This window comes from Streptomyces sp. NPDC043861 (assembly GCF_056435905.1).
Window position 1 is genome coordinate 117612 of sequence record NZ_JBWKDP010000021.1, and the last position, 23329, is coordinate 140940.

The window sequence follows — 23329 nt, forward strand, 5'->3', positions numbered from 1 at the left end:
CATTCAAGCCGACGCCGGGTCAATGACGCCTCAAGCCCCTCGAGGAGTGCCAGGTGACGGGAACAGCGGCGGCACACGACGGCGGCGTGGACGTCGTCTGTCTCGGCGAGTCCATGGTCACGTTCGTGCCGTCACGGCCCGGCCGCCTCGCCGATGTCCCGTCCTTCGTCCGTACCATCGGCGGCGCCGAGTCGAACGTCGCATGCGCGCTGGCTGCGGCCGGACACCGTGTGAAGTGGGTCAGCCGGGTGGGCGCCGACGGCTTCGGCGACCATCTGATCGCCACGGTCTCCGCATACGGCGTCGACACCTCCGCCGTCCGACGCGACCCCACCCGCCCCACCGGCATCTACTTCCGCACGTCCGCGGACCGTGCCACGGATGCCCACGAGGTCCTGTACTTCAGGGCGGGCTCCGCCGCCTCCGCGATGTCCCCGGCGACCGTCCCGTACGCACACCTCGCCGGGGCCCGTGTCCTCCATCTGTCCGGTATCACCGCGGCGCTGTCGCCGGGCTGCCTCGCCCTGATGCGTGCCCTGACCCGCCGCCGCTCCAGCCGTCCCCTGGTCTCCTTCGACGTCAACCGCCGGACGGGGCTCCGGCACCAGGACCCCGGCGCCCTTCTGGACCTCGCCCGCGGCGCGGACCTCGTCCTCGTCGGCGAGGACGAGGCGGCGGAGGCATGGGGCCTGCGCGGCCCCGAAGACGTCCGCGACGCACTGCCCGAGCCGGAGGTGCTGGTGGTGAAGCAGGGGGCGCGGGGCGCGACGATGTACGCCCGCCGCACGGAGTCGATGGCGGGAGCCCGGCCGCGGGAGGGGACCGAGCCGTCGCGGCCGGGCGGGGCGGCGCCGCAGTCTCGGCCCCGGGGCGGGTCCTGGACACCGGCGGCGCCCGCGGACACCGTCACCTTCGTCCCCGCTCCCCGTGTCGACGTCGTCGCCCCGGTCGGCGCCGGGGACGCCTTCGCGGCCGGATTCCTGTCCGCGACGCTGCGGGGACTCGACGCCCGCGCGCGGCTGAGGCACGGTCATCTCCTGGCCGCCGCCGCCCTCACCGTCCCCGGTGACCTCGGCGACGCTCCCGCCATCGCGCACGCCGACCGCCTCGCCGCCCTCGGCGACGACGCCTGGGGCACACTTCACCTCGCCCCCGGCTGGACAGCGGCCGCACGGGCCACGGAGGAGGTACGTACGTCATGAGCCAGACCGTCGACCGCGCCCTGAGCATCCTGCCGCTGCTCGCACAGGGTCCGGCGGACCTCGGACAGGTCGCCGACAGGCTCGGCGTCCACAAGTCCACCGCCCTGCGTCTCCTCCGCACGCTCCACGAGCACGGCCTCGTCCATCGTCAGCAGGACCAGCGCTACCGCCTCGGCGCCCGCCTCTTCGCCCTCGCCCAGGAAGCCGTCGAGAACCTCGACGTCCGCGAGATCGCCCACCCCCACCTCGTCGCCCTCAACGAGCAGTGCGGCCACACCGTCCACCTCGCCGTGCACGAGGACGAGGAGGTCCTCTACATCGACAAGGTCGAGAGCCGGTACCCGGTCCGTATGTACTCCCGCATCGGCAAGCCCGTTGCGATCACCGTCGCGGCCGTCGCGAAGCTGCTGCTCGCCGACCTCCCCGAGCCCGAGCGCAGAGCCGTGGCGAAGCGGCTCGACTACCCCATGTACACGCCCCGTTCGACGCCGGACGCCGAAGCCTTCCTCGAGGAGCTGGCGACCGTGGGCGAACAGGGCTGGGCTGCCGACCTCGGTGGCCACGAGGAGTCCATCAACTGTGTCGGGGCCCCGGTCCGCGGCCCGGACGGCCGCGCCGTCGCCGCCCTGTCGGTCTCGGCACCGAGCGTCGTCGTCACCGCCGACGAACTCCTCACGCTGCTCCCACTGGTGCGCCGCACGGCCGACGCCATCAGCCGGGAGTACTCCGGCACTGCCCCGAATTCGTAGACCCCGATCCGCGTACCAGTCATCCGCAGCCCCCTAACCCGCAGCCCCCGACGCGTACCTCGACGAGCAGGGCCTGACGGAGCCGCCCGCCGCCCGCACGACCATCTACGTAGGACTTCCCGAAGGCCTGCTCATCGAGGTCGACGCACTCGCGGTCCTGGGGTAGACGACCGGCCGGGGCGGCCCCGGCCTGCGCACTCCCGGAGGAGCACGAATCCCCCGTCGTGGCAGTGGTGTTCCGTGCCACGACGGGGGATGCGGAGCCTCAGCCGTGCGCGCTCGAGGTCAGGCCGCGCAGTACTGCTGCTCCTTGCCGATCGACCGGTACATGCAGTCCGCGTTCTCCAGGAGCTGCAGCACCGCGTCGCGGTTCCGGCTCGTCTCGCGTTCGATCACCTCGTCGGGCGGGTAGAAACCGCCGCCGCCGAAGCCACGCGGGTACATCTCGAACGTGTACGCGAAGATCTTCTGGTTGCCCCACAGCCAGTCGTCGATCGACCCGTCCGTGATGTACAGGTCGCTCGCCTGCTCGGGCTTGTAGCCGTTGCTCGCGGCCATCTTCTGGCCGACGGTGGCGAAGGCGTCGCGGTCGTCCTGGGTCATGCCGGGGGCGGTGTTGGCCGTGGTGTAGCCGTACGGCCACAGGACCAGCTCGCTGTAGGTGTGGAAGTCGATGCCGGCCTTGATCTGCTGCTTGCCGCCGACGACCCGGGAGCGTACGAAGTCGGCGACGACCTTCACCTCCGGAGCGGACTCGGCGGACCGTCCGCGGTAGGTCTCGGAGCTCGGGCTGCCCGAAGATCCGTTGCAGCAGCCGAACTTGAAGTTCCAGTTGCGGTTCATGTCCGTGCCGACGTACGACGAACCGGAGTTGGGCTGCCGGTTCTTGCGCCAGCTGCGGTAGGAGCCGGTGGCGATGTCGTACTCGCCGCCGTCCGGATTGAGGTCCGGCACGATCCAGATTTCGCGGCCGTTGACCGCGTTGGTGACGCGCGAGTCACTGCCGTAGTCGTCGCCGAGCTCACGCAGCAGATACAGCGCCATCTCGACGGTGAGGTGCTCGCGGGCGTGCTGGTGATGGGTGAAGAGGATCTCCGGCTCGTTCTCGTCCGCGCCGACGTTGTCGCTGACCTTGATGGCGATGATGTCGCGGCCCTGGTACGACTTGCCGATCACCCGTTTGCTCATGATGCTCGGGTGCGCCGCGATCCGCTGGTCGATCTCGGCGTTCATCTCGGCGTAGTTGTGGTACCTCGAGTCCGAGGAAGGGAAGTCGAACGGCCGGGCGGCCGTACCCGCCGCGTTGCGGCTCGGCGGTGCGGGCAGGGGTTCGAGCACATGGCCGACGGCCCGCAGCTGCCTGGCCTGTGCGGCGTTGGCACTGATGACGATCGAATGGTCGTGCGTCTCGTCGATGGCGACGCCGGTCGCGGCGACGGCGGTGCGTTCGGCGACGGTTGACGGTCCGTGAATCTCGTACTGCTGGATCCGCTCCCGCGCCTCCGCGGCGGCCGATGTGGACGGGTCGGGAGCGGGGGAGGGCGCGGCGGTCGCCGTGAAGGGGGCCGCTACGGCCAGCGCGAGCAGGGTCACGAGGGCCGCGGACGTTCTGCCGCTGCCTCGGATGCGAAGTCGCATGCTGTCTCCTGGGTAGGGAGTGTGGGGGTGGCTCAGTGCGACGTGTGCGGGTGTTCCTGTGGCGCGTATGTGACGGGCACATGGTGGGGGTGTGGCATGCTCCGGTCAAGGGTGTGCTTCGGCCAGAAGTTCGAAGGTGGATGGAATTGCGGCCACAACCATGGCGGGGCACCACGGAATAAGGCGCGAGAGAGGCGATCTCCCGGCCACGCAAGGCGAGTTTAGGACATTTCGGACACGGGATCGTTGTTGTCGCGAACGGCGTCGGCGCCGATGGCTCCCTGGCCAGGCGCATCGACCGTGGCCTTGTCCGCGTCCGTCGGGTGCGCAAGTCACCCCAACGGCGGGCCGGTCATACTTACGTACATGACCAACGGCGGCCACCCCGACTTCCAGCAGAACCCGGGCGCGGTGCCCCCGGGATTCGGCCCTCCGACCCCGGTTCCGACGCCGGGTCAGCAGGGGTACGGCGGACCGCAGCCGGGGTACGGACCACCTCAGTCGCCGTACGGGCAGCCACAGCCGGGGTACGGACCACCTCAGTCGCCGTACGGGCAGCCGCAGCCGGGGTACGGGCAGCCGCCGTCGCCGTACGGGCAGTCGCAGCCGGGGTACGGGCAGCCGCCGTCGCCGTACGGGCAGTCGCAGCCGGGGTACGGGCAGCCGCCGTCGCCGTACGGGCAGCCGCAGCCGGGGTACGGGCAGCCGCCGTCGCCGTACGGGCAGTCGCAGCCGGGGTACGGGCAGCCGCCGTCGCCTCAACCCCAGCACGGCCACCCCGCCGGTCCGGAATTCATCGCGCACGACCGGCACAATTCCGTCGTCGTCGATGCAGCGGGAGTAGGGCTGGAGCTCCAGGGCCAGACCCTCGAGTTCCCCTGGTCCGGCATCAGCACGGTCCATTTCGCACCGGCTCCGTTCGGCACCGTGCTCATGGTGGCCGTCGCCCATCCGGGGGGCATGCTCTACGAATGCCGCGTCGCGGCACGCCGGAAGGCGCAGCTGCAGCAGTGGCTCGGGGAGCTGGGCCCGGTGCTCCAGTACTACCTGGGAAACCGCCCAACGGCCCACTGACGGCCGGCTTCCACCCGGGCCGGCGGGATTCCCGCGCCAACGGAACGGCCGTGCCGGTGAACCTTCCGGTCACAAGGGCCCGAGAAGATCGCCCGGACAGGACCTGGGGTCTTTCGTTTGGATCGGGCTGGATCAGTGAGCGTGCGTGCCGGGGCGCGCGAGCCCGGCAAGATCCAAACGAGAGGCCCTAACAGCCGGTGGAGTACGGTCCTCCGCCGCACACCTCCGTGGCGATCATCCGGTACGAGATGAACAGTCCGAGCATCACGAACCCGCCGACGATCACCACGCCGCCGATCTGCCCGATGAGCGGCGACCATGCGCCACCCCGCCCGGTCACGGTCGCTGTGCGGGCGGGGTCGCGCCGCAGGTAGCGGACGGTCGCTGCCTGACCCTCGGCCATCAGCATCACCGATTCCTCGAACTGCACGAGCTCCCCGCCGTTGTCCGTGAACTCGAAGACGTGCGTCCACTCGCCCGGGTCGGTCCGCGTCCCGCTCCGGTAGCGGCGGACGCAGACCCCCTGGGCCCGCTCACCGCGCAACAGGGACTCCAGCTGCAGGACGAGCCGGCGGGTCAGCAGCAACCACAGCCAACCGATTCCGGCGGTGACGACGAGGACGACAACGGCAGTGAGCATACGTCCACCGTAAGCCGATTTTCGGCCACACGGGCCCCGCCTCCATGGCTGAAACTTGGGCCCTGCGTGGGCCCAGGGGCCCATGACCTGTGTATTCGTGCCCGCTTAGCGTGTCGGAGGCACCACTGGCACGAGAGGCAAGGCGCGACAGCGATGAGCGGGGCAAGCGGCGATTGGCCAAGTACCGTGAACAACCGGACATATGGCCGATCCGGTACCTATAAACCGCCGGGCACGGCTCAGCCCCGCCTCTTCTTCACCCTCATGCGGTCCTGGGCAGCCGGACTCGTTGCTCTGTACGGCTCGGGCTATCTGCTCGGCCGGTTCGTCTTCGATCCGCTCGCCGATCCGCAGCGCATGGAGAGCTACGGCTGGCGCCTCGGTCTGATCTACGTACCCAATGTGCTCGGCGTCACCCTCGCGGTGACAGCCGCGGCCTGGCTGATACGTGAGCCCCTCCGTGACCGGGTCGCACTCCATCTGACGGCGGCACTCGCCGTCCCCGTCGCGGCCCTCGCCCGCATGCTCGTCGTCGCCTGGGACCTGCTCCGGCCCGAGGGCATCGCCATGGCCGCGGCGGCGCTCGTCTTCGGCGGTGCGCTCGGTCTCGTACTCGACCGCCTGCGCGAACAGCGCGCCGACGACGGCACGGCGCCCGCCCGTCCGGCCGCGACAGGCAACTACCGGTGGGCCGACCGCGGAGCGACCGCCACCGAGTACATGGGCACGATCGTCGTCGTCACCGCCGTCATCGCGGCGGTCATGGCGACGAGTGTCGGCCAGCAGATCACCCAGCAGATCAAGGCGGCCATCTGCCGGCTCACCGGCGGTTACTGCACGCTCGACACGGAGGCGGGCGCGAACGCCAAGCCCAAGACCGACGCGGAGTTCGCCCCGAAGCTGTGCAACACCGAGAACACGTCCTCCACGGCCGGCCAGGAAGCGAAGATCGCCTGGTTCAAGATCGGCAACGAGTACGGCTTTCAGCAGCAGAAGTTCAAGGTCGCGACGAAGGACAAGGACGGGAAGACGGTCTACAAGGACCGCGTCCGGCTGACCTTCAGCGAGGCGGGCAAGGTGGGTGCGGCCTGGGAGCCCAAGTTCGGGGCCAAGGTCGGAAAGCTCACGGAGGACGGAAAGTCGACGGTCGAGGTCGGCGGTGGCGTCAAGATCGAGGCCGGTGACACCTTCCAGTTCGACACCCAGAAGGAAGCGGACGAGTTCCGCGACAAGTTCGAGCAGGTGGCGAGTGCGAAGGCCGGATACCAGTACGGGCGGGACTTCCAGTCCGTCCGCAGCGCGGAGCGGTACCTGAAGCTCAGCAAGGAGATCAACGCGAAGATCAACGGCGAGCGAATATCAACCCTGACCGTCGGCGCCGAGGCGGCCGGTGAGGTGAAGCTCTCCGGTGACGCGACGGATGAGCTGTCCGCCGAGGTCGGCGTGAAGGTGAAGCCGTCGACGACGGCGTCGATCGTCGACGACTCCATCAACGACACCACCTCGAAGTCCTTCGCCTTCAAGGTCGAGGGCTCCGCCTCCGCCAAGGGGCAGGCGGGCGGCGCCTCCGCCTCCGCCGAGTACGGCCAGAGCAGCAATGTCGCGCTGACCGTGACCCGTAACAAGGACAAGAACAAGTCCCTGAAGCGGATCATCGTCACCCGAACCGTGGAGACGAGCGGCAAGGGCGGCGGCAAGGGCAAGGTCGAGGACGAGGAAAAGGTCGACGACAAGAACAAGAAGGGCAAGGACAACAAGAACGCGGGCAAGTCGAAGCACGGCGCCTCCGAGTCCGTCGGCTCCAAGGCCACCCAGACCGAGGTCGTGACCAATGTCATCGAGCTCGACTCCCCGGAGAAGCAGCGCATCGCGCAGCAGTGGCTCGACGGCTCGGGTCCTTACAGCACCCCCGTCACGAATCTGTTCACCGACATATCCCCGACCAAGGCACCCGGTGCATCGGACCCGTTCGGCCAAATGATGTTCGACTACGGTTCATCCTCGAAAACCGTCTACGACGGCATTACCAACTCCGCGGAACTCGGCGCCGAACTGAACCTGGGCGTGGCTTCCTTCGGCTACACCCTGAGCCTCGAGGGCAAGCACGAGAAGCTGAAGAAGAAGGACGCCACGTTCCTCGGGGCGCCGCACGACGGAAAGCGCAGTGATGTTCCCATGTCACTGTGCTCGAAGTAACAGCACGGAACAGCGTCTCCGAAAGAGAATGAAGCTCATGCGCACGTCCGTTTTCCGCAAGGCCCGTTTCCCCGCCCTCGCCGCTTTCGCGGCATCTGCTCTGCTCCTGACCGGCTGCGGCGGTGGGGAGCAGGCGGCCGCCCCTGCCGGCTGGAGGACGCTGCACGTCAAGAAGGTCGAGGTCGGCTACCCCGGGGACTACAAGGAGCTCCCGGCGGGCGAGCGGAGCGAGAACACGGACGCCGAGGCCGTCCTCACGAAGGGCGGCAAGGCCACGGTGCGTATCTCGGTCGCCGTCGATTTCGCCCCGACGTCCCGGCTGGAGATGGCCGTCCTGGTCGCGGAGAGTGCGTACGAGATCGGTGGCACTCCCAAGGGCCAGAAGGACGTCGAGGTCCCGGGCGCGAAGGAGGCCCGGCAGGTCACCCACGAGTTCGCCTCCAGCGGCGAGGGGGACGCCCCGGCCAAGGGCACGCGGATGACGGCGGTCGACGTGGTCGGCATCGATGGCTCGGACCGGCCCTGGGACGTACGCGTCATCGCGCAGAAGGGGCAGCTGTCCGCGGACGAGCTGCGCCAGATCGTGGACACGATCAAGGTGTCCTGAGGGCTGGTCCCGCGCACGATGGCGCCGCCGGGAAACCGGCGGCGCCATCGGCGCTCCTACGGGTCGCAGCGGTCAGGGCAGGTTGTGCACGTGGGGCCCGACCGCGTCGGACCAGGCGTTCCCGGCGGTCGCGTCCCAGTTCGTGGACCAGGTCATCGCGCCGCGGAGACCCGGGTACGTGCGCGACGGCTTGAAGGAGCCGCAGTTGGTGCCGCGGCTGAGGCAGTCGAGGGCGTTCTTCACGATGCTCGGGGCGACATAACCGCTGCCGGCCCCCCGTGGGGACGCCGGGACGCCGATGCCGACCTGCGACGGGTCGAGGCCGCCTTCGAGCTGGATGCAGGCGAGCGCGGTGAGGAAGTCGACCGAGCCCTGTGAGTAGACCTTGCCGTCGCAGCCGTTCATCGAACCGCTGTTGTAGTACTGCATGTTGACGACCGTGAGGATGTCCTTCACGGCGAGCGCGGTCTTGAAGTACTCCGTGCCGGTGTTCTGCATGTCGATGGTCTGCGGCGCCATCGTCAGCACGAGCGAGGAGCCCGCCTTCTGCGAGAGCTGCCGGAGCGCCTTGGTCAGATAGGCGGAGTTGATCCCGTGCTCCAGGTCGATGTCGATGCCGTTGAAGCCGTAGCTCTGCATGAGCGCGTACGCGCTGTTCGCGAAGGCGGTCGCGGACGCGTCGCTGTTGATCGTGACGTTGCCGCGCTCGCCGCCGACCGAGAGGATCACCGACTTGCCGGCGGCCTTCTTGGCGCCGATGTCGCTCTTGAACTGGTCGACCGAGCCGTAGCCGACCGCCGGGTCCAGGTGGAAGGTGATCTCACCGGGCGTGGTGGTCGAGTCGGCGAACGACACCGCGATGATGTCGTACTGCGACTGGACGTCCCGGAGCTTCTGCACGGTCGCGCCGTTGTCGAAGTTCTGCCAGTAGCCGGTCAGTGCGTGTCTGGGTACGGCGGGCCCCGGACCGGGGTCGGTGACCTCACTGGTCGTCCCGGTGACCGCGGCGGACTTCGCCGACTCGCCCGCGGCATTGGTCGCGCTCACCTGGAACTGGTACGAGGTACCGGCGGCGAGACCGGTCACGGTCGCCGAACTCCCGGACACGGACTGGATCTTGGTTCCGTTGCGATAGACGTGGTAGCCGGTCGCGCCCGACACCGGGCTCCAGCTCAGGGCGATGGACGACGAGGTCACGGCGCCGGTCGAGAGCCCGGCGGGCGTGGCCGGCACGACGGGGTCGGGGTCCTGGCCGCCGCCTCCGTCGGGCCCGAACACCGAGACGTCGTCCACGTGGTACGCGGCCTGCCCGTACCAGCCATGGGTGTACACGGTCACCGAAGTGGTGTTCGTTCCGGTCGTGAAGGTGGTGGTGAGCTGCTTCCAACCGGAGCTGTCGGGTGTCCAGGTGGACACATCGGTGGTCCCGGTGCCGGTGGCGCCGAGGTAGGCGTACCCGCCCTGCACCCAGGCACTCAGTGTGTACGTCGAGCCGGGCTTCACAGCCACGGCCTGCGTGCACTTGGCGTGGTCCTGTCCACTCGGGGTCGCCTTGAGCGCCCCGGCCCCGGCGTGCACGGGCGAGGACACGATGGCCCCGCCGCCGGCGGAGCAGGTCCAGTTGGTGAGCCCGGACTCGAACCCGGGGTTCCTGGCCACATTGATGTCGGCGGCCAGGGCGCTGCCGGCACCGCCGACGAGCGCGAGCCCGGCCCCGAGGGCGAGTGCGAGCATGCCGCCGAGCAGGCGGTGCGGGCCGTGTCTGCGGGAGCGTGTGGTGCGGTCCACGTGCAGCCTCCGGTGGGGGGAGTGGGGTGTTGCGGGAAAACGTGGTCCAGACCAATCGTGTTGTCAAGGCCTCCGGCAGAAGGCCGCATACGAAAGGCCCCCGCCGAAGCGGGGGCCGGGAGTGGGAGGTTCACTCGTCTCAGGTGGACTCCCGCAGCCGGTCGCCGAAGTACCCGGCCGCGCACCCGGTGATGAGCACGGCGACCGACATCGCGATGCTCATGCCGTCCGCGTTGCGCCACGGGAGGCCGGTCGTGATCGCATACGACAGCAGCTGGGCCGCGACCGGGACCGCGAAGGCCGCGCTCATGTGCCGCACGGGTGAGTCCCGGTGGGGCTCGGCATGGATGCGGGCCGCCACCCAGACGGTGAGGGCGATGCACACCGCATTGGGCAGATGAACCAGCCACAGCACGCCGGTGAAGGTCTCCAGGCGTTCACCTGTGGCGAACGTCTCGTAGAAATACGTGACTTGTATGTACGAGGTGACGATCAGCACCGCGAGGCCCGCGCCCCAGGCTTTCATCAGCGCGAAGAAAGGACGTCCGGTGGTGGGGGCCGGCGAACCGTAATTTCCGTAATACGACATGGCAATCCCTGGGGTGGGGTAGTGGGGGGAAGAGGGAGAGGAATGGGGGGAAGTGAGGAAACAGGGGGAGTCGTCGGCCGGGGGTCAGCCGAAGATTTGGTACAGCAGGAGGGTGGTGAAGATGAGGCACCCCAGGCCGCACCCCGCCGCCAGCGCGAGGCTTTGCAGAATCGGCGACCAACTGCCCTTTCCCGCGATGGTCGCCGACTTCTCGGGGCTCGCGGGATCGTAGGTGACCGTGACGGTCGAACCGGTGCGCATCGCCCAGCCGGCGAAATCCTCGAATTCCACCGTTCTGCCGTCCTCGGCACGGAACGCGAAGTGGTACTCCTTGGCGTCGGAGTCGCTGTGCGGATGGTGGACCCGCACACACTCGCCCGTCGTACGGACCCCACGGCGCAGCGTCCGCGCCACGGTCACCAGCCGCAGCGCATACCTCACGGCGATGAAGCCGAAGAGAGCGGACATGAATCCGTGGAAGAGGTACTCACCACCGGGCACCTGCATGGCTAGTGCACCTCGATCGATTCGATGATCTTCTTCAGGTCCGCGTCGTCCAGCTTTCCCTTCTGGGCGTCGATGCGGACCGCGAAGGTCACGTCCTTCGAGTCCAGTCCGGTCACGATCGTGCCGTGGACCCGGGTGCCCTTGGCCGGGGTGTTCTGCTCGCCGCTCGAGGTGAATGCGAAGTCGACGCGCTTGGCGTCGTCCGTGCCGGCGACCTTGATGTCCTTGGTGCCGTGGATCGTGGAGCCGAGCTGGACACCCGCCTCCGCCCCGATGGCGGCCTCCTCGGCGGAGTCGGCATTGGTGAAGTCCAGCTGGACGGTGATCATGCCGACGGTCCTGCCGCCCTCGGTCAGGGTCGCGGCGGCGGCGTTGTACTTGCTGCGCTCGCTGTCGCCCTGTGCCTTGAATGCGGGGGGGTAGGCGACGTCGACGCCCGGAGTCTTGAACACGTGCCAGCCGTCCGGCACCGAAGCCGCCGTGGAGGCATCGCCTCCGCAGCCGGTCAGGGCCATGCTCGCGATGATTCCCGCGCTCAGTGCCATGACGGCGCGCTTGACGATGCTGGTGATCATGGCTGCCTACTCCTGTCGTACGGTCGTCCGGGGCACTTCGCACAGCGCGGTTCAGTTCGCACAGTAGCTGTAGGGAACATATGAACGCTGGCCTCCTCGGGGTGCGCCAAGGAACTGTGCGTCGTTGAGGGTCTCTTCCTTCTTCTCGGTTCCTATCGAGAAACCGAGACTGAGACCCAGATTCAGGTCGAATCCGTACTCCGCCGCGGAGGTCTTGCCCGTGTACCGCGTCTTGCTGGACTTGCCCTTGTCGAAGAGCAGTTGGCCGAAGGGATCGTCATTTCCGGGCCGCGTGGTCGGGGCATGGTCGTCAAACATGTAGGTGAAGGGCGCGACATTGTCCCCGGCGCCGTCCAGCCACTTCTCCGCGATCGCACGGTCGGCGTCGCCCTCGGGCCCCGGGGGGAAAGTGACGGTATTGGTGACGACGTCGATGCCCGTTTCGCTGTCGCCGCCCTTGACGCCTGCGCTGCCGTCCTTCTTGGAGTCGTCCTTCTTGCCGTTGTCCACCTTGCCCTTGGCGCCGTCCTTGACGGAGCCCTTCTCGACCGTCCGGGTCATGTCGATCCGGATGACCTTTCCGGTCTCCTTGTCCTTGGTGACGGTGATGGTCCCGGTCTGTGAGGTACTGGCGGAGTGCTCGCCGTTGAGCGGGCCCGCCTCGTATCCGACCTTCGTGCCGTACTCGATGGCCGCCGAGTAGGTGTAGGACTTGGTGTTCTTGTACTTGTTGTCCGTCCAGGTCACTTCGGGTGTGATCTTCGCATTGCCGCCGAGTGTCGCGCTGAGCTTCTTGTCGTCGCCGGCCGAGACCTTGATACCGCCGGCCGCGGAGCCCTCGACGCCGATCTTGCCGTAGCTGATCTGGCGGTTGTTCCCGAGATCTCTCTCGATCCGGTCGCGGGTCTCCTCCTCGTCCTTGAGGGGCCCCGCGTCGAAGAGGTAGAGGATGCTGTCCCCGAGGCTGGCCTCGGCCCCGCCGGGAGAGGTGCGCCGCATCTCGTACATTTTCAGCTTCTCGATGTCGTCGCGGAAGCGCTTGGCCTCGTCCTCGCTCTCGAAGACCCAGGTGTCACCATTGGTGACCTTTATCCCCGCGCCCAACTCGACCTTGTCGGAGCCGAGTTTGCCGATCCTGGCCTTGGGCGAGAAGTCCTTCTTCGCCGCGATGGACGCGGCATCGGTGAAGGTGACCATGACAAGCTCGTCCTTGTCGTTGATCTCGCCGTCCTTGTTGATGTCCGTGTTGGACTTGTAGCGCTGCTCCTGGAAGCCGTATTCCTGACCCCATTCAATGAAAAGGATCTTGGCTTTGGCGCCGGCCTTGTCGCTGATCGCGGATATCTGGCAGAGCGGCGGCTCGAAGTCGGAGTCCTTGAGCGGCTTGGCGGTGTCGCGACCCCCGCCGCAGTTGGAGCCACCGGTGAGTCGGCAGATCTCGGTGGCGATCTTTTCCGCTACCTGTTGACCGATGTCGGTGGCGCTCAGTGCGCCAATGACGGCGGCCACGACGACGATCGTGCCCATGTACTCGGTGGCGGTGGCACCCCGGTCCGAACGGATTCGTCTGAATGCCGGCGGTATCCGGCCCCCGTCGATCATTCTGATGCCCTCCGCGTCACTCTCGCCGAGCCCGGGTCACTCGGAAGGTGACCGTTCGACAGCTGATCGGCGGCGAGCCTAGCCCTGTGCCGAGTGGGCGGCATGGGCCCGCGGACCCACCGAAGGGCCCAAGAAAAGTGGGGCCCGGAATTCCGTGCCGACTTCTGCTAATTGACTGGTTGTTTCATGTTCATCTTTCAGGGTGATCGCAACGTGATCGAATGTTTGCAACAACTCCACGCCCGCTCTGTCCGGGTTTGATGGTTAATGGCGGGTGAGTTGACGCCCGTGGTCAATGGTTGGGTGTTCATCAGTCAGTAGGAGGTGGATAAAGTGCTGGTGCAGCCGTGCTGCGCAGCAGTAAACGATCTGCGGCCACCGGACCACCGGGGGCCGGAGTGGACGGGGATCTTGAAGTGCCGACAGCGATTGCGGTCACCAGTGCTGACCTGGTGCTGCCGCCGACCGATCAACAGACGCCAACAGCAGCAGTGTTCCAGTCACCGGACGTCCAGCCTCTCGAGGCTGCCCTGGTCGACATGCAGGTGCTGCTGGAGCAGCACGGGTACGTCATCGTTGTCTGTCCGTCGTCGGTCTCGCCGGCCATGGAACAGCGGCTGCATGCCGTCCGCTCCATCATGGAGAGCGACCGCATCGCCCTGCTCAAGTCGGATCTGCCGCCGCTGGGGGTCGCCGTACTGGTGCGACAGCTGCGTCAGCTGTCGATATGCGACTTCAGTCCGGGGGTCGTAGCCTCCGCCGCACGACTGCTCTCGCACTACATCTACGCGGGTGCGGTGCTCAACTCCGTCGCCAAGCTCGACCGTGTCCCGGTGAGCCTCAAGGCGCACCTCAAGGGCTGGATGCCGGGCTCCCAGTTCGCCGTACTGGCCGGACCGAACCCCCAGCTCATCAAGATCGGGCAGGACTCAGGTCCGCTGGCAGGCCCGGAGTTCGGCACACAGCTCCTGCTGGCCAAGGGGCAACTGCAGACGGAGTGGCCCACCGCCGCTCTCGCCCCTGCTTGGCAGGTCCACGGCACTCAGGAAACCGGACTGCCCGTCGACTCCCCACGCTGGTGGGGCACCGGCAAGCTGGTGGAGTTCGTCGCGTACCTTCCGGACATCTCCGTTCTGTACCAACTCGTCTCCTCCGTGCGGCGCGAGAAGTGCTGCTGGTGCGGAATGGAGCTCATCGGCGACCGCTGCGGTTTCTGCTCCGCCCCGCTTCCCACGGCCGAGAACCAAACGCACGGCTCCCGTGTCCTGTAACCACGGGGGAGGCCACGCGCTCCATGTGCGCACAGGTACCTCCTGCTCCCTCGGCTCTCCCCGCCCTCCCCACGTTCTGCACGTCGTTCCCTGTCCGCTCCGCACCACATATCCGAACGAGGTTGTACGGCCATGAACTCCCGCCAGCGTCGCGGCGTCATACTCCTGCTGTTGTCGGTCCTATGCGCCTTCGGTGCCTTCGCCGGTGTGCTCTCCGTGATCAGCGACGTGAACTCGAAGGTCGGCCCCGAGGTGTCGGCGTACAAGATCAAGGACGATGTCGCGCCCTACACGGCACTGAGCGCCGGGCAGTTCGAGAAAGTCACGATGCCCAAGCGCTGGCTCTCGGACAACGCCGTGACCGACCTCTCCGAGGTCGACGGCAAGATCGCGGTCACCCGGCTGCGCTCGGGGTCGCTCCTTCAGAACGACATGATCGTCAAGCGGCCGGCCCTCCAGGCAGGTGAGCAGGAGATCGCCATCATGATCGACGCCGCCACCGGTGTGGCCGGCAAGATCACCCCCGGCGCGACGGTGAACATCTACGCCACCTTCGCCGGTGAACGGGACGGTGATCCGTCCCAGTCGAAGGTCATCGTCAGCAACGCCAAGGTCCTGGACGTCGGCAAGCTCACGGCGCTCAACCCCGACCGGGACGACAAGGGCGGCCGGGCCTCGGAGGCCGTGCCGATCACCTTCGCCCTCAACACCCTGAACACCCAGCGCGTCGCCTACGCGGAGTCCTTCGCGCAGCACGTGCGCCTCGCGCTGGTCGCACCCGGCAGCGACACCACCATCCGTCCGGGCGACCGCACGTATACGCTCGACAAGGACAAGTGAGGCTTGGATGACCACCAGGATCCTCCCGGCCGTCGGTGACGCCGACGCGGCCCGGTCCGTCACCACCTTGCTCAGCCAGCTGCCCGACGCGGAGCCCGCAGCTCCGGTCGGCGACTCCACCCAGCTCATAGACACCCTCGCGCGCCTGGCGGGGGAGTCGCTCGACGAGCTGCCCGAGGTCGTGCTGGTCCATGAGCGAATCGGTCCGGTGCCGGCGCTGGAGCTGATCCGGGAGGTGGCCCTGCGCTTCCCCGCCGTCGGGGTCGTGCTCATCACCGCCGACGCGAGCCCCGGCCTCTTCTCGGCCGCCATGGACTCGGGTGCGCGGGGCCTGGTCACACTGCCGCTGAGTTATGAGGAACTGGCCAACCGGGTCCAGGCCGCGGCCCAGTGGTCGGTCGGCGTGCGACGTCACCTCGGTAGTGGCGGGGACGTCTTCACCGGCCCAGGCGGCACGGTCGTCACGATCACCGGGGCCAAGGGCGGTGTGGGCGCCACCACCACTGCCATTCAGCTCGCCCTTGCGGCGGGGGCGTCCGGGATGAACGCCGCCCTGGTGGACATGGACCTGCAGGCCGGGGACATCGCCTCGTACCTGGACGTGCAGTTCCGCCGGTCGCTCGTCGATCTGGCGGCGATCAACGACATCACGCCGCGCGTGCTGCAGGACGCCGTGTTCAGCCATGAGTCGGGCCTGTCCCTGCTGCTCGCCCCCGGCGAGGGCGAGCGGGGCGAGGAGGTCACGGACCGTTCCGTGCGTCAGATCATCAGTGCTCTGCGCTCGCGGTACGAGGTCGTGGTCATCGACTGCGGCACCCAGATGAACGGTGCCAATGCCGCCGCCATCGAGATGGCGGACGCCGCACTGCTGGTCACCACGCCGGACGTGGTGGCGGTCAGGGCGGCGAAGCGCATCGTACGGATGTGGGACCGGCTCCAGATCCGCAAGGCGGAGGAGACCGTCACCCTGGTCAACCGCTACAACCGCAACACGGAGATCCAGCCGCCGCTGATCCAGAGGATCACGGGGACCCGGATGGCGGGCATCGCGGTGCCCGCCAACTTCAAGGAGCTCCAGGGTGTGGTGGACGCGGGAAGGATGCATGAACTCGATGCCAAGTCCACGGTGAAGCAGGCACTGTGGGGACTGGCCGGGGAACTGGGGCTGGTGAAGACTCCGGACGGCCCCGAGAAGCAGGGCAAGGTGCGCGGAGGCGGAGACAGAGGCTCGATCGGAGTGCGTCGCCGGCGTGGCGGCGCGAACGGCGGGGAGGGCTGAGACCCGATGCATGCCATGGGGGAGCCGGGCGGACGACGCGTACAGCTGCGTTCCGTACAGCGGAGACTTGCACAACTGAAGGGCGATCGCGGGCAGTTGATCGTCGAGTTCACCGGCATGGTGCCGATCATTCTGCTCACTCTGGTGCTGCTGTGGCAGATGGTGCTGGTCGGCTACACGTTCACGCTGGCCGCGGGGGCTGCCGACGAAGGCGTACGCCGGGCGGTCGTCACGGGTGAGTGGGACCGCGACGAGGAGTGCGAGAAGACGGTGCGCGAACGCCTGCCGGAGGCATGGGAGGACAGCGCCGTCATCGAATGCAACGACGAGAGTGAGCCCGACATGATCAAGGCCGAGGTCAGACTGCGGGCCCCGGTCCTGTTCCCCGGTTCCATCAACCTGCCGATCCCCGTCGACGCCGAAGCCGGTGCGGCCCTGGAAGGAAAGTGACCGGCCATGAATTCTGCACCGAGCCCGATACCGGCGGCACAGCACCGCGACCGCGGTTCCTCCGCCGTTGAATTCGTCGGCTTCCTGCCCCTTCTGCTGATCATCGGCCTCGTCGGCATCCAGCTGGGCCTCGTCGCGTACACCGCGCAGCAGGCAGGGACCGCAGCCCGGGCAGCAGCCCGTACGGCAACGCACGACCGCCTCGACGACGAGGTCCGGCGGGTCGGCAGGGAATCCATGAGCGGATGGCTGGGCGAGGACGCCGACATCAGGCGGACGTACGGGGACGGCGACGTCACGGTCACCGTCAAGGTCAAGATCCCCACGCTGATTCCCGGCCTCGGCGACCCGCACGCGGAGAAGTCCGCAACCATGCCGCTCGACTGACCCGACCGATCCCCACACGCACGACCGACCAAGGAGAACGGCCCATGAGTCTGCGGGCACGCGTCACCGCCCCCGAGGAGAACGGAGGGGGCAGAGAAGACGGCCATCTGGTCGCCACCTACCGCTCCAAGCTCCTCGAGGAGATCGACCTCGCGGAGATGTCGTCCCTTGCCGCGGCCGACCGCCGGGCGCGCCTGGAACGCGTCCTCGGCCACATCATCAGCCGCGAAGGCCCCGTTCTCTCCACTCTCGAGCGCTCCCAGCTGATACGCCGGGTCGTGGACGAGGCCCTCGGCCTCGGCGTTCTCGAACCACTCCTCGAAGACGCATCCATCACCGAAATCATGGTGAACGGACCGGACCAGATCTTCGTCGAGCGAGGCGGCCGGGTCGAGCTGCTCCCCATGCGGTTCGCCAGCAACGAGCAGCTGATGCAGACCATCGAGCGCATCGTCTCCACCGTCAACCGCCGTGTGGACGAGGCCAATCCGATGGTGGACGCCCGTCTCCCCAGTGGCGAGCGTGTCAATGTGATCATTCCGCCGCTGTCGCTGAGCGGCGCCACGCTGACCATCCGACGCTTCCCCCGTGCGTTCACACTCCAGGAGATGATCGGCTTCGGCTCGATCGACGAGCAGATGCTGATCCTGCTCTCCGGTCTGGTCCAGGCGAAACTCAACATCATCGTCTCCGGGGCCACCGGCACTGGAAAGACCACCCTGCTCAATGCGCTCTCCGGCCTGATCCCGAACGACGAACGCATCGTCACCATCGAGGACTCCGCCGAACTCCAGCTCCAGCAGAGCCACGTCATCCGGCTCGAGTCCCGCCCGGCGAACGTCGAGGGCAAGGGCCAGATCACCATCCGCGATCTGGTCCGCAACTCCCTGCGTATGCGCCCCGACCGCATCGTCGTCGGTGAGGTCCGTGGCGGTGAGGCCCTCGACATGCTCCAGGCCATGTCCACCGGCCACGACGGCTCGCTCGCCACCGTGCACGCGAACAACACCGAGGACGCCCTGATGCGTCTGCAGACCCTCTCCTCGATGTCCGAGATCAAGATCCCCTTCGAGGCGCTGCACGACCAGATCAACAGTGCGCTCGACGTCATCGTCCAGCTGACCCGGCACGCCGACGGCTCCCGTCGGGTCACCGAGATCGCGTTCCTCGACTCGCACGGCAGCCAGTCGTACCGCATCTGCACGCTCGCACGTTTCAATGCCCAGCCGATGGCCGCCGACGGGCGGATCTACGGCGAATTCCAGTACTTCCCGCTCCCGCGTCGGCTCGCCGAGCGTCTCTACATGGCCAGCCAGCCCATTCCGCAGGCTTTCGGAGTCGCCACGACCGACGACTATCTCGCCACCCGAGAGGCCAAGTAGGTATCCCCGCCATGGACAATCTCGCTCCCCTGACGATCGGCGTCACGCTGCTGTGCTGCGTGTTCGGCGTCATGGGCCTGCACGCCTACTCCTCGGGCAAGGCTCAGCGCGAAGCGCTCGTCGACCGTCTCACCTCCACCGGCCAGATACCGACGGTGGGCCGCCGTCGCCGCTTCGCCGGTCTCGACCGGCGTCTGCGCAGGACCAGGTACGGCAAGAAGATCGAGCTCAAGCTCGCCGCCACCGGCCTCGACCTCACACCGGGCGAGTACCTCACGTACATGATCGCCGCCATCGTGGGCCTCTGGCTGATCGCCTCGTCCGTGCTGGCCTCGTTCTTCGGCCCGCTCGCGGGACTCGCCGGAATCTGGGCGGCGAACACCTTCCTCAACTGGCACCGCACCAAGCGCATCGAGGGATTCATCAACCAGCTCCCGGAGATCTCCCGGGTGCTGGCCAACGCCACCCAGGCCGGCCTCGCCCTCCGTACCGCCATCGCGATGGCCGCCGACGAACTGGAAGCCCCCGCAGGTGAAGAGCTGCGCGTCGTGGCGAACCACCTCGCCGTCGGACGCTCCCTCGACGACGCCCTCGGCGAGCTCGCGGAGCGGCTCCCCTCCCGCGAACTGGTCGTGCTGGTCTCGACCCTGATCCTCTCCAACCGGGCCGGCGGCACCGTGGTTTCGTCACTGCGCAACCTCACCGAGACCCTGGAGGAGCGCAAGGAGACCCGGCGCGAGGTCCGCACCCAGCTCTCCCAGGTCAACACCACGGCCTACGCCGTCCCGGTCATCGGCGTCGGCGCGATGCTGCTGATGGACCGGATCCTGCCGGGCGCACTGGACCGGATGACGTCGTCCCTCGGCGGTCAGATCGCCGTGATGATCTCGATCGGTCTGTACGTCCTCGGCTTCATCGCCATCCGCCGCATTTCCAAGATCGATATCTGAGGAGGACCGACATGATGGCTCTGCTGCTCTCCCTTGTCGTCGGCCTCAGTGTGTTCGGCGTCTTCAAGGGCGTCCGGATGTACCGGGCGGACGTGAAGCTCCCCGGCGACCTGGCCGTCGCCCTCGAAGTCGGCTCCACCCGCACCACCGCGGTCGGCTCCGGCCTCGACAGGCTCGGCATGCGCTACGCACCCATGGTGCTGCGCATGATGGGCCCCAAGAAGGTCAACGAGAAGCGCCGGAAGATCGACATGGCCGGTAACCCCGGCGGTCTCACCATCGACCGGTACGCCGCACGCAGGGCGGTCTACGGGGGTCTCGGCGGATTCGCCGCCTTCGCCATGCTGTCCAAGGGACAGTTCCTGATGGCCGTCTTCATGGTGGTCTTCGGGCTCTACTGGGTCGAGGTCGGCATCTGGGCCGCGATCCGCAAGCGCAAGGACGACATCGAGCGGACCCTGCCCGACTTCCTCGACGTCCTCGCCGTCGTCGTCTCGGCCGGCCTCGGCTTCCGGCAGGCCCTCGACCGGGTGGCGGAGAAGTACGCGGGCCCCTGGTCCGACGAACTCCGCATCACCCTGCGTCAGATGGACATGGGTGTCAGTCGTCGCCAGGCTTTCGACGAACTCCGCAAGCGCAATGACTCCGAGCAGGTCGCCATGTTCGTCACCGCACTCCAGCAGGGCGAGGAACTGGGCGCACCGATCGTGGACACCCTCATCGCCATCGCGGCCGACATGCGCCGCACGGACGCCCAGAATGCGCGCCGGAAGGCAGCCAAGGCCATCCCGAAGGCCACTCTGATGGTCACCACCTTCATGGTCCCCGCGACCATGATCCTGATGATCACAGCGATGCTGCTCGGCTCCGGCACTGACCTCGGCTCCCTGACCGGGGGGAAGTGAGGGGCCGCCCGATGTCCATACCCCTGCAGGCAGGACCGATGCCGGCCGACGGCCAGGGAGCCCCCCTGAGCCCTCCGGTCGGCCCGGCACCTGCCGTGTCGATCCAGGTCAACGCCCTCCAAGCGCTCGCACGCCAGGTCCTGTTGTTCCGCCTGGCCATGATCGGGATCGGTACGCCGGTCGCGATCAACAACACGGCCCGGGGACTGGCGGGCTGGCTGGTCGCGGCAGCGGTACTGGTGACCTTCGTCGGCTCGTACGCCCTCTACCGGGACTGGGAACGCTTCGGTCCGCTGCTGCTGCGCTACCCCGCCCTGCTGGGTGTGGACACGGTTTTCGGAGCGCTGCTGCTCTTCACCGCGACACCCGAGTCGGCGCTGGGGTACGCGGTGGTGTGCACGCCGGCGCTCGCGGGTCTGCTCTACGGGTGGCGGGGCGCAGGCGTCTTCACGGCAGTGCAGTGCCTGATCCTCGCGGCGGCCTACGGGGCCAACACACGGCTCGACGCAACCCTCTCCACATCCCTTCTGCTTCCCGGTTTCTGCGTCCTCGCGGGCGCCGTGGGTGTGACCCTGCGCAATCTGATGCTCCGCGTCGGCTCCGCCAGCCAGGCACTGACCGAGACACGTGCCCGGCTTGCGGTCAACGCCGCGGTCGAGGGCGAACGGGCCCGACTGGCCCGGGAGATGCACGACTCCGTGGCCAAGACGCTGCACGGCCTCGCCCTTGCGGCCGACGGCCTCGCGGCGACCGCCGACCGCATGGACCCGCTCGCCGTCCAGCACCAGGCCGGTCTCGTCGCCCGGTCCGCACGACGGGCCGCTGCCGAATCGCGCGAGCTCCTCTCCGACCTGCGCCGCGAGTCCGGACTCGACGGCGGAGTCGACGTCATGGGTGAACTGGCCGCCCGCACCGCCGACTTCACCGGCCGGACGGGAGTGAAGGCCCAGTTCAGGCAGCTCGGTGAGGGGACCTCTCCGGTGCCCGTGGTACCGCAGGCCGTCGCGCGCCAGCTGCTCACGGTCGCCACGGAGGCCATGGAGAACGCCTTCCGGCACGCCGGGCCGACCTACGTCGACGTCTCGGCCGGGGTGGTGGGCGACGTCCTGCGAGTCAGCGTGTACGACGACGGGCGGGGCCTGCCCCCCGGCACCTCGCTCGACGACCTCAAGCGCGCCGGTCACTTCGGCCTCGTCGGCATGGTGGAGCGTGCCGCCTCGATCGGCGCCCGCATCCGGATCGGCAAGGGCCGCGCCCAGAAGGGCACCGAGGTCCGGGTGGAACTACCGGTCGCGGCAGTGCTTCCGAACGACCCGGGTCCGGACTCGGGTCCGCACGTGAGGAACTCCCAGCGACCTTGAACCGATCCGCTTCCACACTCCCCAACCGTCCCCCCACCCACCGAGAGGAGGCCGCAATGCCGGACGAAGTCTCCCGTACATCGGGACAGCACTGGGCACAGCAGACCCATGTCTCCCAGCACACGTCCTCGAACGCGAGCCCGCTCAGCTCGGAACACAGCTCCTCCGGGTTCCCCACTCCCGCTCCCCAGCAGGCTGCGGCAACGGGCGAGATGCCCGCCTTCCCCGCAGCTCCGGCGATGCCCGCTCCGACGGCCCTGCGCGTCGTCGTCGCCGACGACAACCCCGTGGTCCGGGCCGGGCTGGACGCCCTGCTCTCCGGCCGCCAGGACATCGAGGTCGTGGCACAGGCCGCCGACGGCCGCGAGGCGTACGAGGCCGCGGTGCAGCACCGGCCCGATGTGGTGCTGCTCGATGTGCGGATGCCCGGTATCGACGGTATTTCGGCGCTGCCCCATCTGGTGCAGGTCGCACCGGTGATGATGCTGACGTACAGCCGTGAGAACGAGATCGTCCACGAGGCCCTGCGGCTCGGCGCGGGCGGCTATCTGGTGCACGGCGAGTTCACCGCCGACCAGTTGGTCCAGGCGATACGGGACATCAGGTCCGGCCGGGCCCACTTCACCGCGACGGCGGCGAACGCGCTCCTCGCCCATATGCGGAACGGGGCCGCGTCCACCGCGCCTGGAGCCGGTCCGGCGCTGCCTGAAGGGCTGGGAAGCGCCCTGACGACGGGTGTGCCGTATCAGGGTGGGCCACCCGGACATGATGCACATGCACACGGACAGCCGCCGATGTACGGGCATGGTCATCTGCCGGACCAGATGCCGCAATGGGGCCCAGAACAGGGCGTCCAGGCCGCGGTGACCGGATCGACACGCGAACCGCAACCGCTATCTCTTTCGCAATCGCAACTTTCTATGGCACAGTCTTCGGCGGCGGGGGGAGAGAAGCATGCTCCCAACCGTGACAGTTTCGGCCTGAGTTCACGGGAGGTGGAGGTGATGGACCTGATCGCGTCAGGCATGAGCAATCAGCAGATCGCCGCCACCTGCTTCATCAGCGAGAAGACCGTCAAGAACCACATCAACCGCATCTTCGCCAAGCTGCACAGCGCCAGCCGCAGCGAAGCCATCGCGGTCTGGCTGGGAACGTCACACACGTCACGTGGGGGGAACGCGTCGTGAAGCATGAGGAAACAGTGAGCACGGGGCGGCGGCAGGCTGTGGGCCCGTCGGTTCTGGCCCGGGTTTGGGCCCGGCTTTGGGTCCTGGGGCCCTCTGGTGGGGTGGGTGTTCGGCCGTATGTTTCTGGTGTCGCCAGCGGGACCGGCCAGG

At 68.0% G+C, this 23329-nt stretch carries 22 protein-coding genes and 1 pseudogene; 16 read left to right on the forward strand and 7 right to left on the reverse strand.

Translation table 11 applies throughout. The features are described from left to right. Positions 1 to 53: 53 nt before the first annotated feature. From AC068D_RS34455 to AC068D_RS34465, 3 genes and pseudogenes are all read left to right on the forward strand, one after another. Complete coding sequence (locus tag AC068D_RS34455; protein ID WP_478827074.1) at positions 54 to 1202, forward strand: sugar kinase; 1149 nt, start codon at positions 54 to 56, stop codon at positions 1200 to 1202. After that, on the forward strand, positions 1199 to 1951 hold the full coding sequence (locus AC068D_RS34460; RefSeq protein WP_478827075.1) for an IclR family transcriptional regulator: 753 nt from the start codon (positions 1199 to 1201) through the stop codon (positions 1949 to 1951). Before AC068D_RS34455 ends, AC068D_RS34460 begins: the two co-directional genes overlap by 4 nt. Before the next feature lie 49 nt (positions 1952 to 2000). After that, positions 2001 to 2117 (forward strand): annotated as a pseudogene (locus AC068D_RS34465) (RidA family protein); the annotation flags it as partial. 119 nt (positions 2118 to 2236) lie between these two features. Here the strand turns inward: AC068D_RS34465 and AC068D_RS34470 are convergent. Next, complete coding sequence (locus AC068D_RS34470) at positions 2237 to 3589, reverse strand: M14 family metallopeptidase (RefSeq protein WP_478827076.1); 1353 nt, start codon at positions 3587 to 3589, stop codon at positions 2237 to 2239. Positions 3590 to 3955: 366 nt separating this feature from the next. Here AC068D_RS34470 and AC068D_RS34475 point away from each other — a divergent pair, with 366 nt between their 5' ends. Beyond that, a complete protein-coding gene (locus AC068D_RS34475; protein WP_478827077.1) occupies positions 3956 to 4663 on the forward strand; it encodes a hypothetical protein in 708 nt (235 codons plus the stop codon). A gap of 187 nt (positions 4664 to 4850) precedes the next feature. Here the strand turns inward: AC068D_RS34475 and AC068D_RS34480 are convergent, their stop codons facing one another. Continuing rightward, the gene (locus tag AC068D_RS34480) at positions 4851 to 5303 is read right to left on the reverse strand and encodes a DUF3592 domain-containing protein (protein ID WP_478827078.1); all 453 of its coding nucleotides are present in this window, start codon (positions 5301 to 5303) and stop codon (positions 4851 to 4853) included. Between the two features lie 264 nt (positions 5304 to 5567). Here AC068D_RS34480 and AC068D_RS34485 point away from each other — a divergent pair, with 264 nt between their 5' ends. Further along, a complete protein-coding gene (locus AC068D_RS34485; protein ID WP_478827079.1) occupies positions 5568 to 7499 on the forward strand; it encodes a hypothetical protein in 1932 nt (643 codons plus the stop codon). A 37-nt stretch (positions 7500 to 7536) separates the two neighbouring features. Beyond that, positions 7537 to 8106, forward strand: coding sequence for a hypothetical protein (locus AC068D_RS34490; RefSeq protein WP_478827080.1), 570 nt, complete (start codon positions 7537 to 7539; stop codon positions 8104 to 8106). Between the two features lie 72 nt (positions 8107 to 8178). On the opposite strand, the gene AC068D_RS34495 is transcribed toward AC068D_RS34490, so the two are convergent. The 5 genes from AC068D_RS34495 to AC068D_RS34515 all read right to left on the reverse strand — a co-directional run bounded on the left by AC068D_RS34495 (position 8179) and on the right by AC068D_RS34515 (position 13074). After that, the gene (locus AC068D_RS34495; protein ID WP_478827081.1) at positions 8179 to 9894 is read right to left on the reverse strand and encodes a chitinase; all 1716 of its coding nucleotides are present in this window, start codon (positions 9892 to 9894) and stop codon (positions 8179 to 8181) included. A 139-nt stretch (positions 9895 to 10033) separates the two neighbouring features. After that, a complete protein-coding gene (locus tag AC068D_RS34500) occupies positions 10034 to 10483 on the reverse strand; it encodes a hypothetical protein (protein ID WP_478827082.1) in 450 nt (149 codons plus the stop codon). Positions 10484 to 10567: 84 nt separating this feature from the next. Next, complete coding sequence (locus AC068D_RS34505) at positions 10568 to 10990, reverse strand: DUF3592 domain-containing protein (protein ID WP_478827083.1); 423 nt, start codon at positions 10988 to 10990, stop codon at positions 10568 to 10570. Between the two features lie 2 nt (positions 10991 to 10992). Next, positions 10993 to 11565, reverse strand: a complete 573-nt coding sequence (locus tag AC068D_RS34510; protein WP_478827084.1) for a hypothetical protein — start codon at positions 11563 to 11565, stop codon at positions 10993 to 10995. A gap of 51 nt (positions 11566 to 11616) precedes the next feature. Next, positions 11617 to 13074 carry a hypothetical protein gene (locus AC068D_RS34515; protein WP_478827085.1) on the reverse strand — a complete coding sequence of 486 codons (1458 nt, stop codon included), beginning with the start codon at positions 13072 to 13074 and terminating at the stop codon, positions 11617 to 11619. A gap of 509 nt (positions 13075 to 13583) precedes the next feature. Between AC068D_RS34515 and AC068D_RS34520 the strand changes: the two genes are divergently transcribed. From AC068D_RS34520 to AC068D_RS34565, 10 genes are all read left to right on the forward strand, one after another. After that, complete coding sequence (locus tag AC068D_RS34520; protein ID WP_478827086.1) at positions 13584 to 14438, forward strand: hypothetical protein; 855 nt, start codon at positions 13584 to 13586, stop codon at positions 14436 to 14438. Positions 14439 to 14570: 132 nt separating this feature from the next. Next, positions 14571 to 15278, forward strand: coding sequence for a Flp pilus assembly protein CpaB (gene cpaB / locus AC068D_RS34525; RefSeq protein WP_478827087.1), 708 nt, complete (start codon positions 14571 to 14573; stop codon positions 15276 to 15278). A gap of 7 nt (positions 15279 to 15285) precedes the next feature. Then, positions 15286 to 16557 carry a CpaE/TadZ family protein gene (locus AC068D_RS34530; protein WP_478827088.1) on the forward strand — a complete coding sequence of 424 codons (1272 nt, stop codon included), beginning with the start codon at positions 15286 to 15288 and terminating at the stop codon, positions 16555 to 16557. 6 nt (positions 16558 to 16563) lie between these two features. Continuing rightward, positions 16564 to 17007, forward strand: a complete 444-nt coding sequence (locus tag AC068D_RS34535; protein WP_478827089.1) for a TadE/TadG family type IV pilus assembly protein — start codon at positions 16564 to 16566, stop codon at positions 17005 to 17007. Positions 17008 to 17013: 6 nt separating this feature from the next. Continuing rightward, the gene (locus AC068D_RS34540; RefSeq protein ID WP_478827090.1) at positions 17014 to 17394 is read left to right on the forward strand and encodes a TadE family protein; all 381 of its coding nucleotides are present in this window, start codon (positions 17014 to 17016) and stop codon (positions 17392 to 17394) included. Between the two features lie 44 nt (positions 17395 to 17438). Beyond that, positions 17439 to 18776 (forward strand): CpaF family protein, encoded by a 1338-nt coding sequence (locus AC068D_RS34545; protein WP_478827091.1) that lies wholly within the window; start codon positions 17439 to 17441, stop codon positions 18774 to 18776. Positions 18777 to 18787: 11 nt separating this feature from the next. After that, positions 18788 to 19726 carry a type II secretion system F family protein gene (locus tag AC068D_RS34550; protein ID WP_478827092.1) on the forward strand — a complete coding sequence of 313 codons (939 nt, stop codon included), beginning with the start codon at positions 18788 to 18790 and terminating at the stop codon, positions 19724 to 19726. A 14-nt stretch (positions 19727 to 19740) separates the two neighbouring features. Then, entirely contained in the window at positions 19741 to 20631 is an 891-nt protein-coding gene (locus AC068D_RS34555) for a DUF5936 domain-containing protein (RefSeq protein ID WP_478827106.1), read from the forward strand. A gap of 11 nt (positions 20632 to 20642) precedes the next feature. Further along, the gene (locus AC068D_RS34560; protein WP_478827093.1) at positions 20643 to 21992 is read left to right on the forward strand and encodes a sensor histidine kinase; all 1350 of its coding nucleotides are present in this window, start codon (positions 20643 to 20645) and stop codon (positions 21990 to 21992) included. Positions 21993 to 22048: 56 nt separating this feature from the next. Beyond that, the gene (locus tag AC068D_RS34565; protein ID WP_478827094.1) at positions 22049 to 23179 is read left to right on the forward strand and encodes a response regulator; all 1131 of its coding nucleotides are present in this window, start codon (positions 22049 to 22051) and stop codon (positions 23177 to 23179) included. The last annotated feature ends 150 nt before the right edge of the window (positions 23180 to 23329 follow it).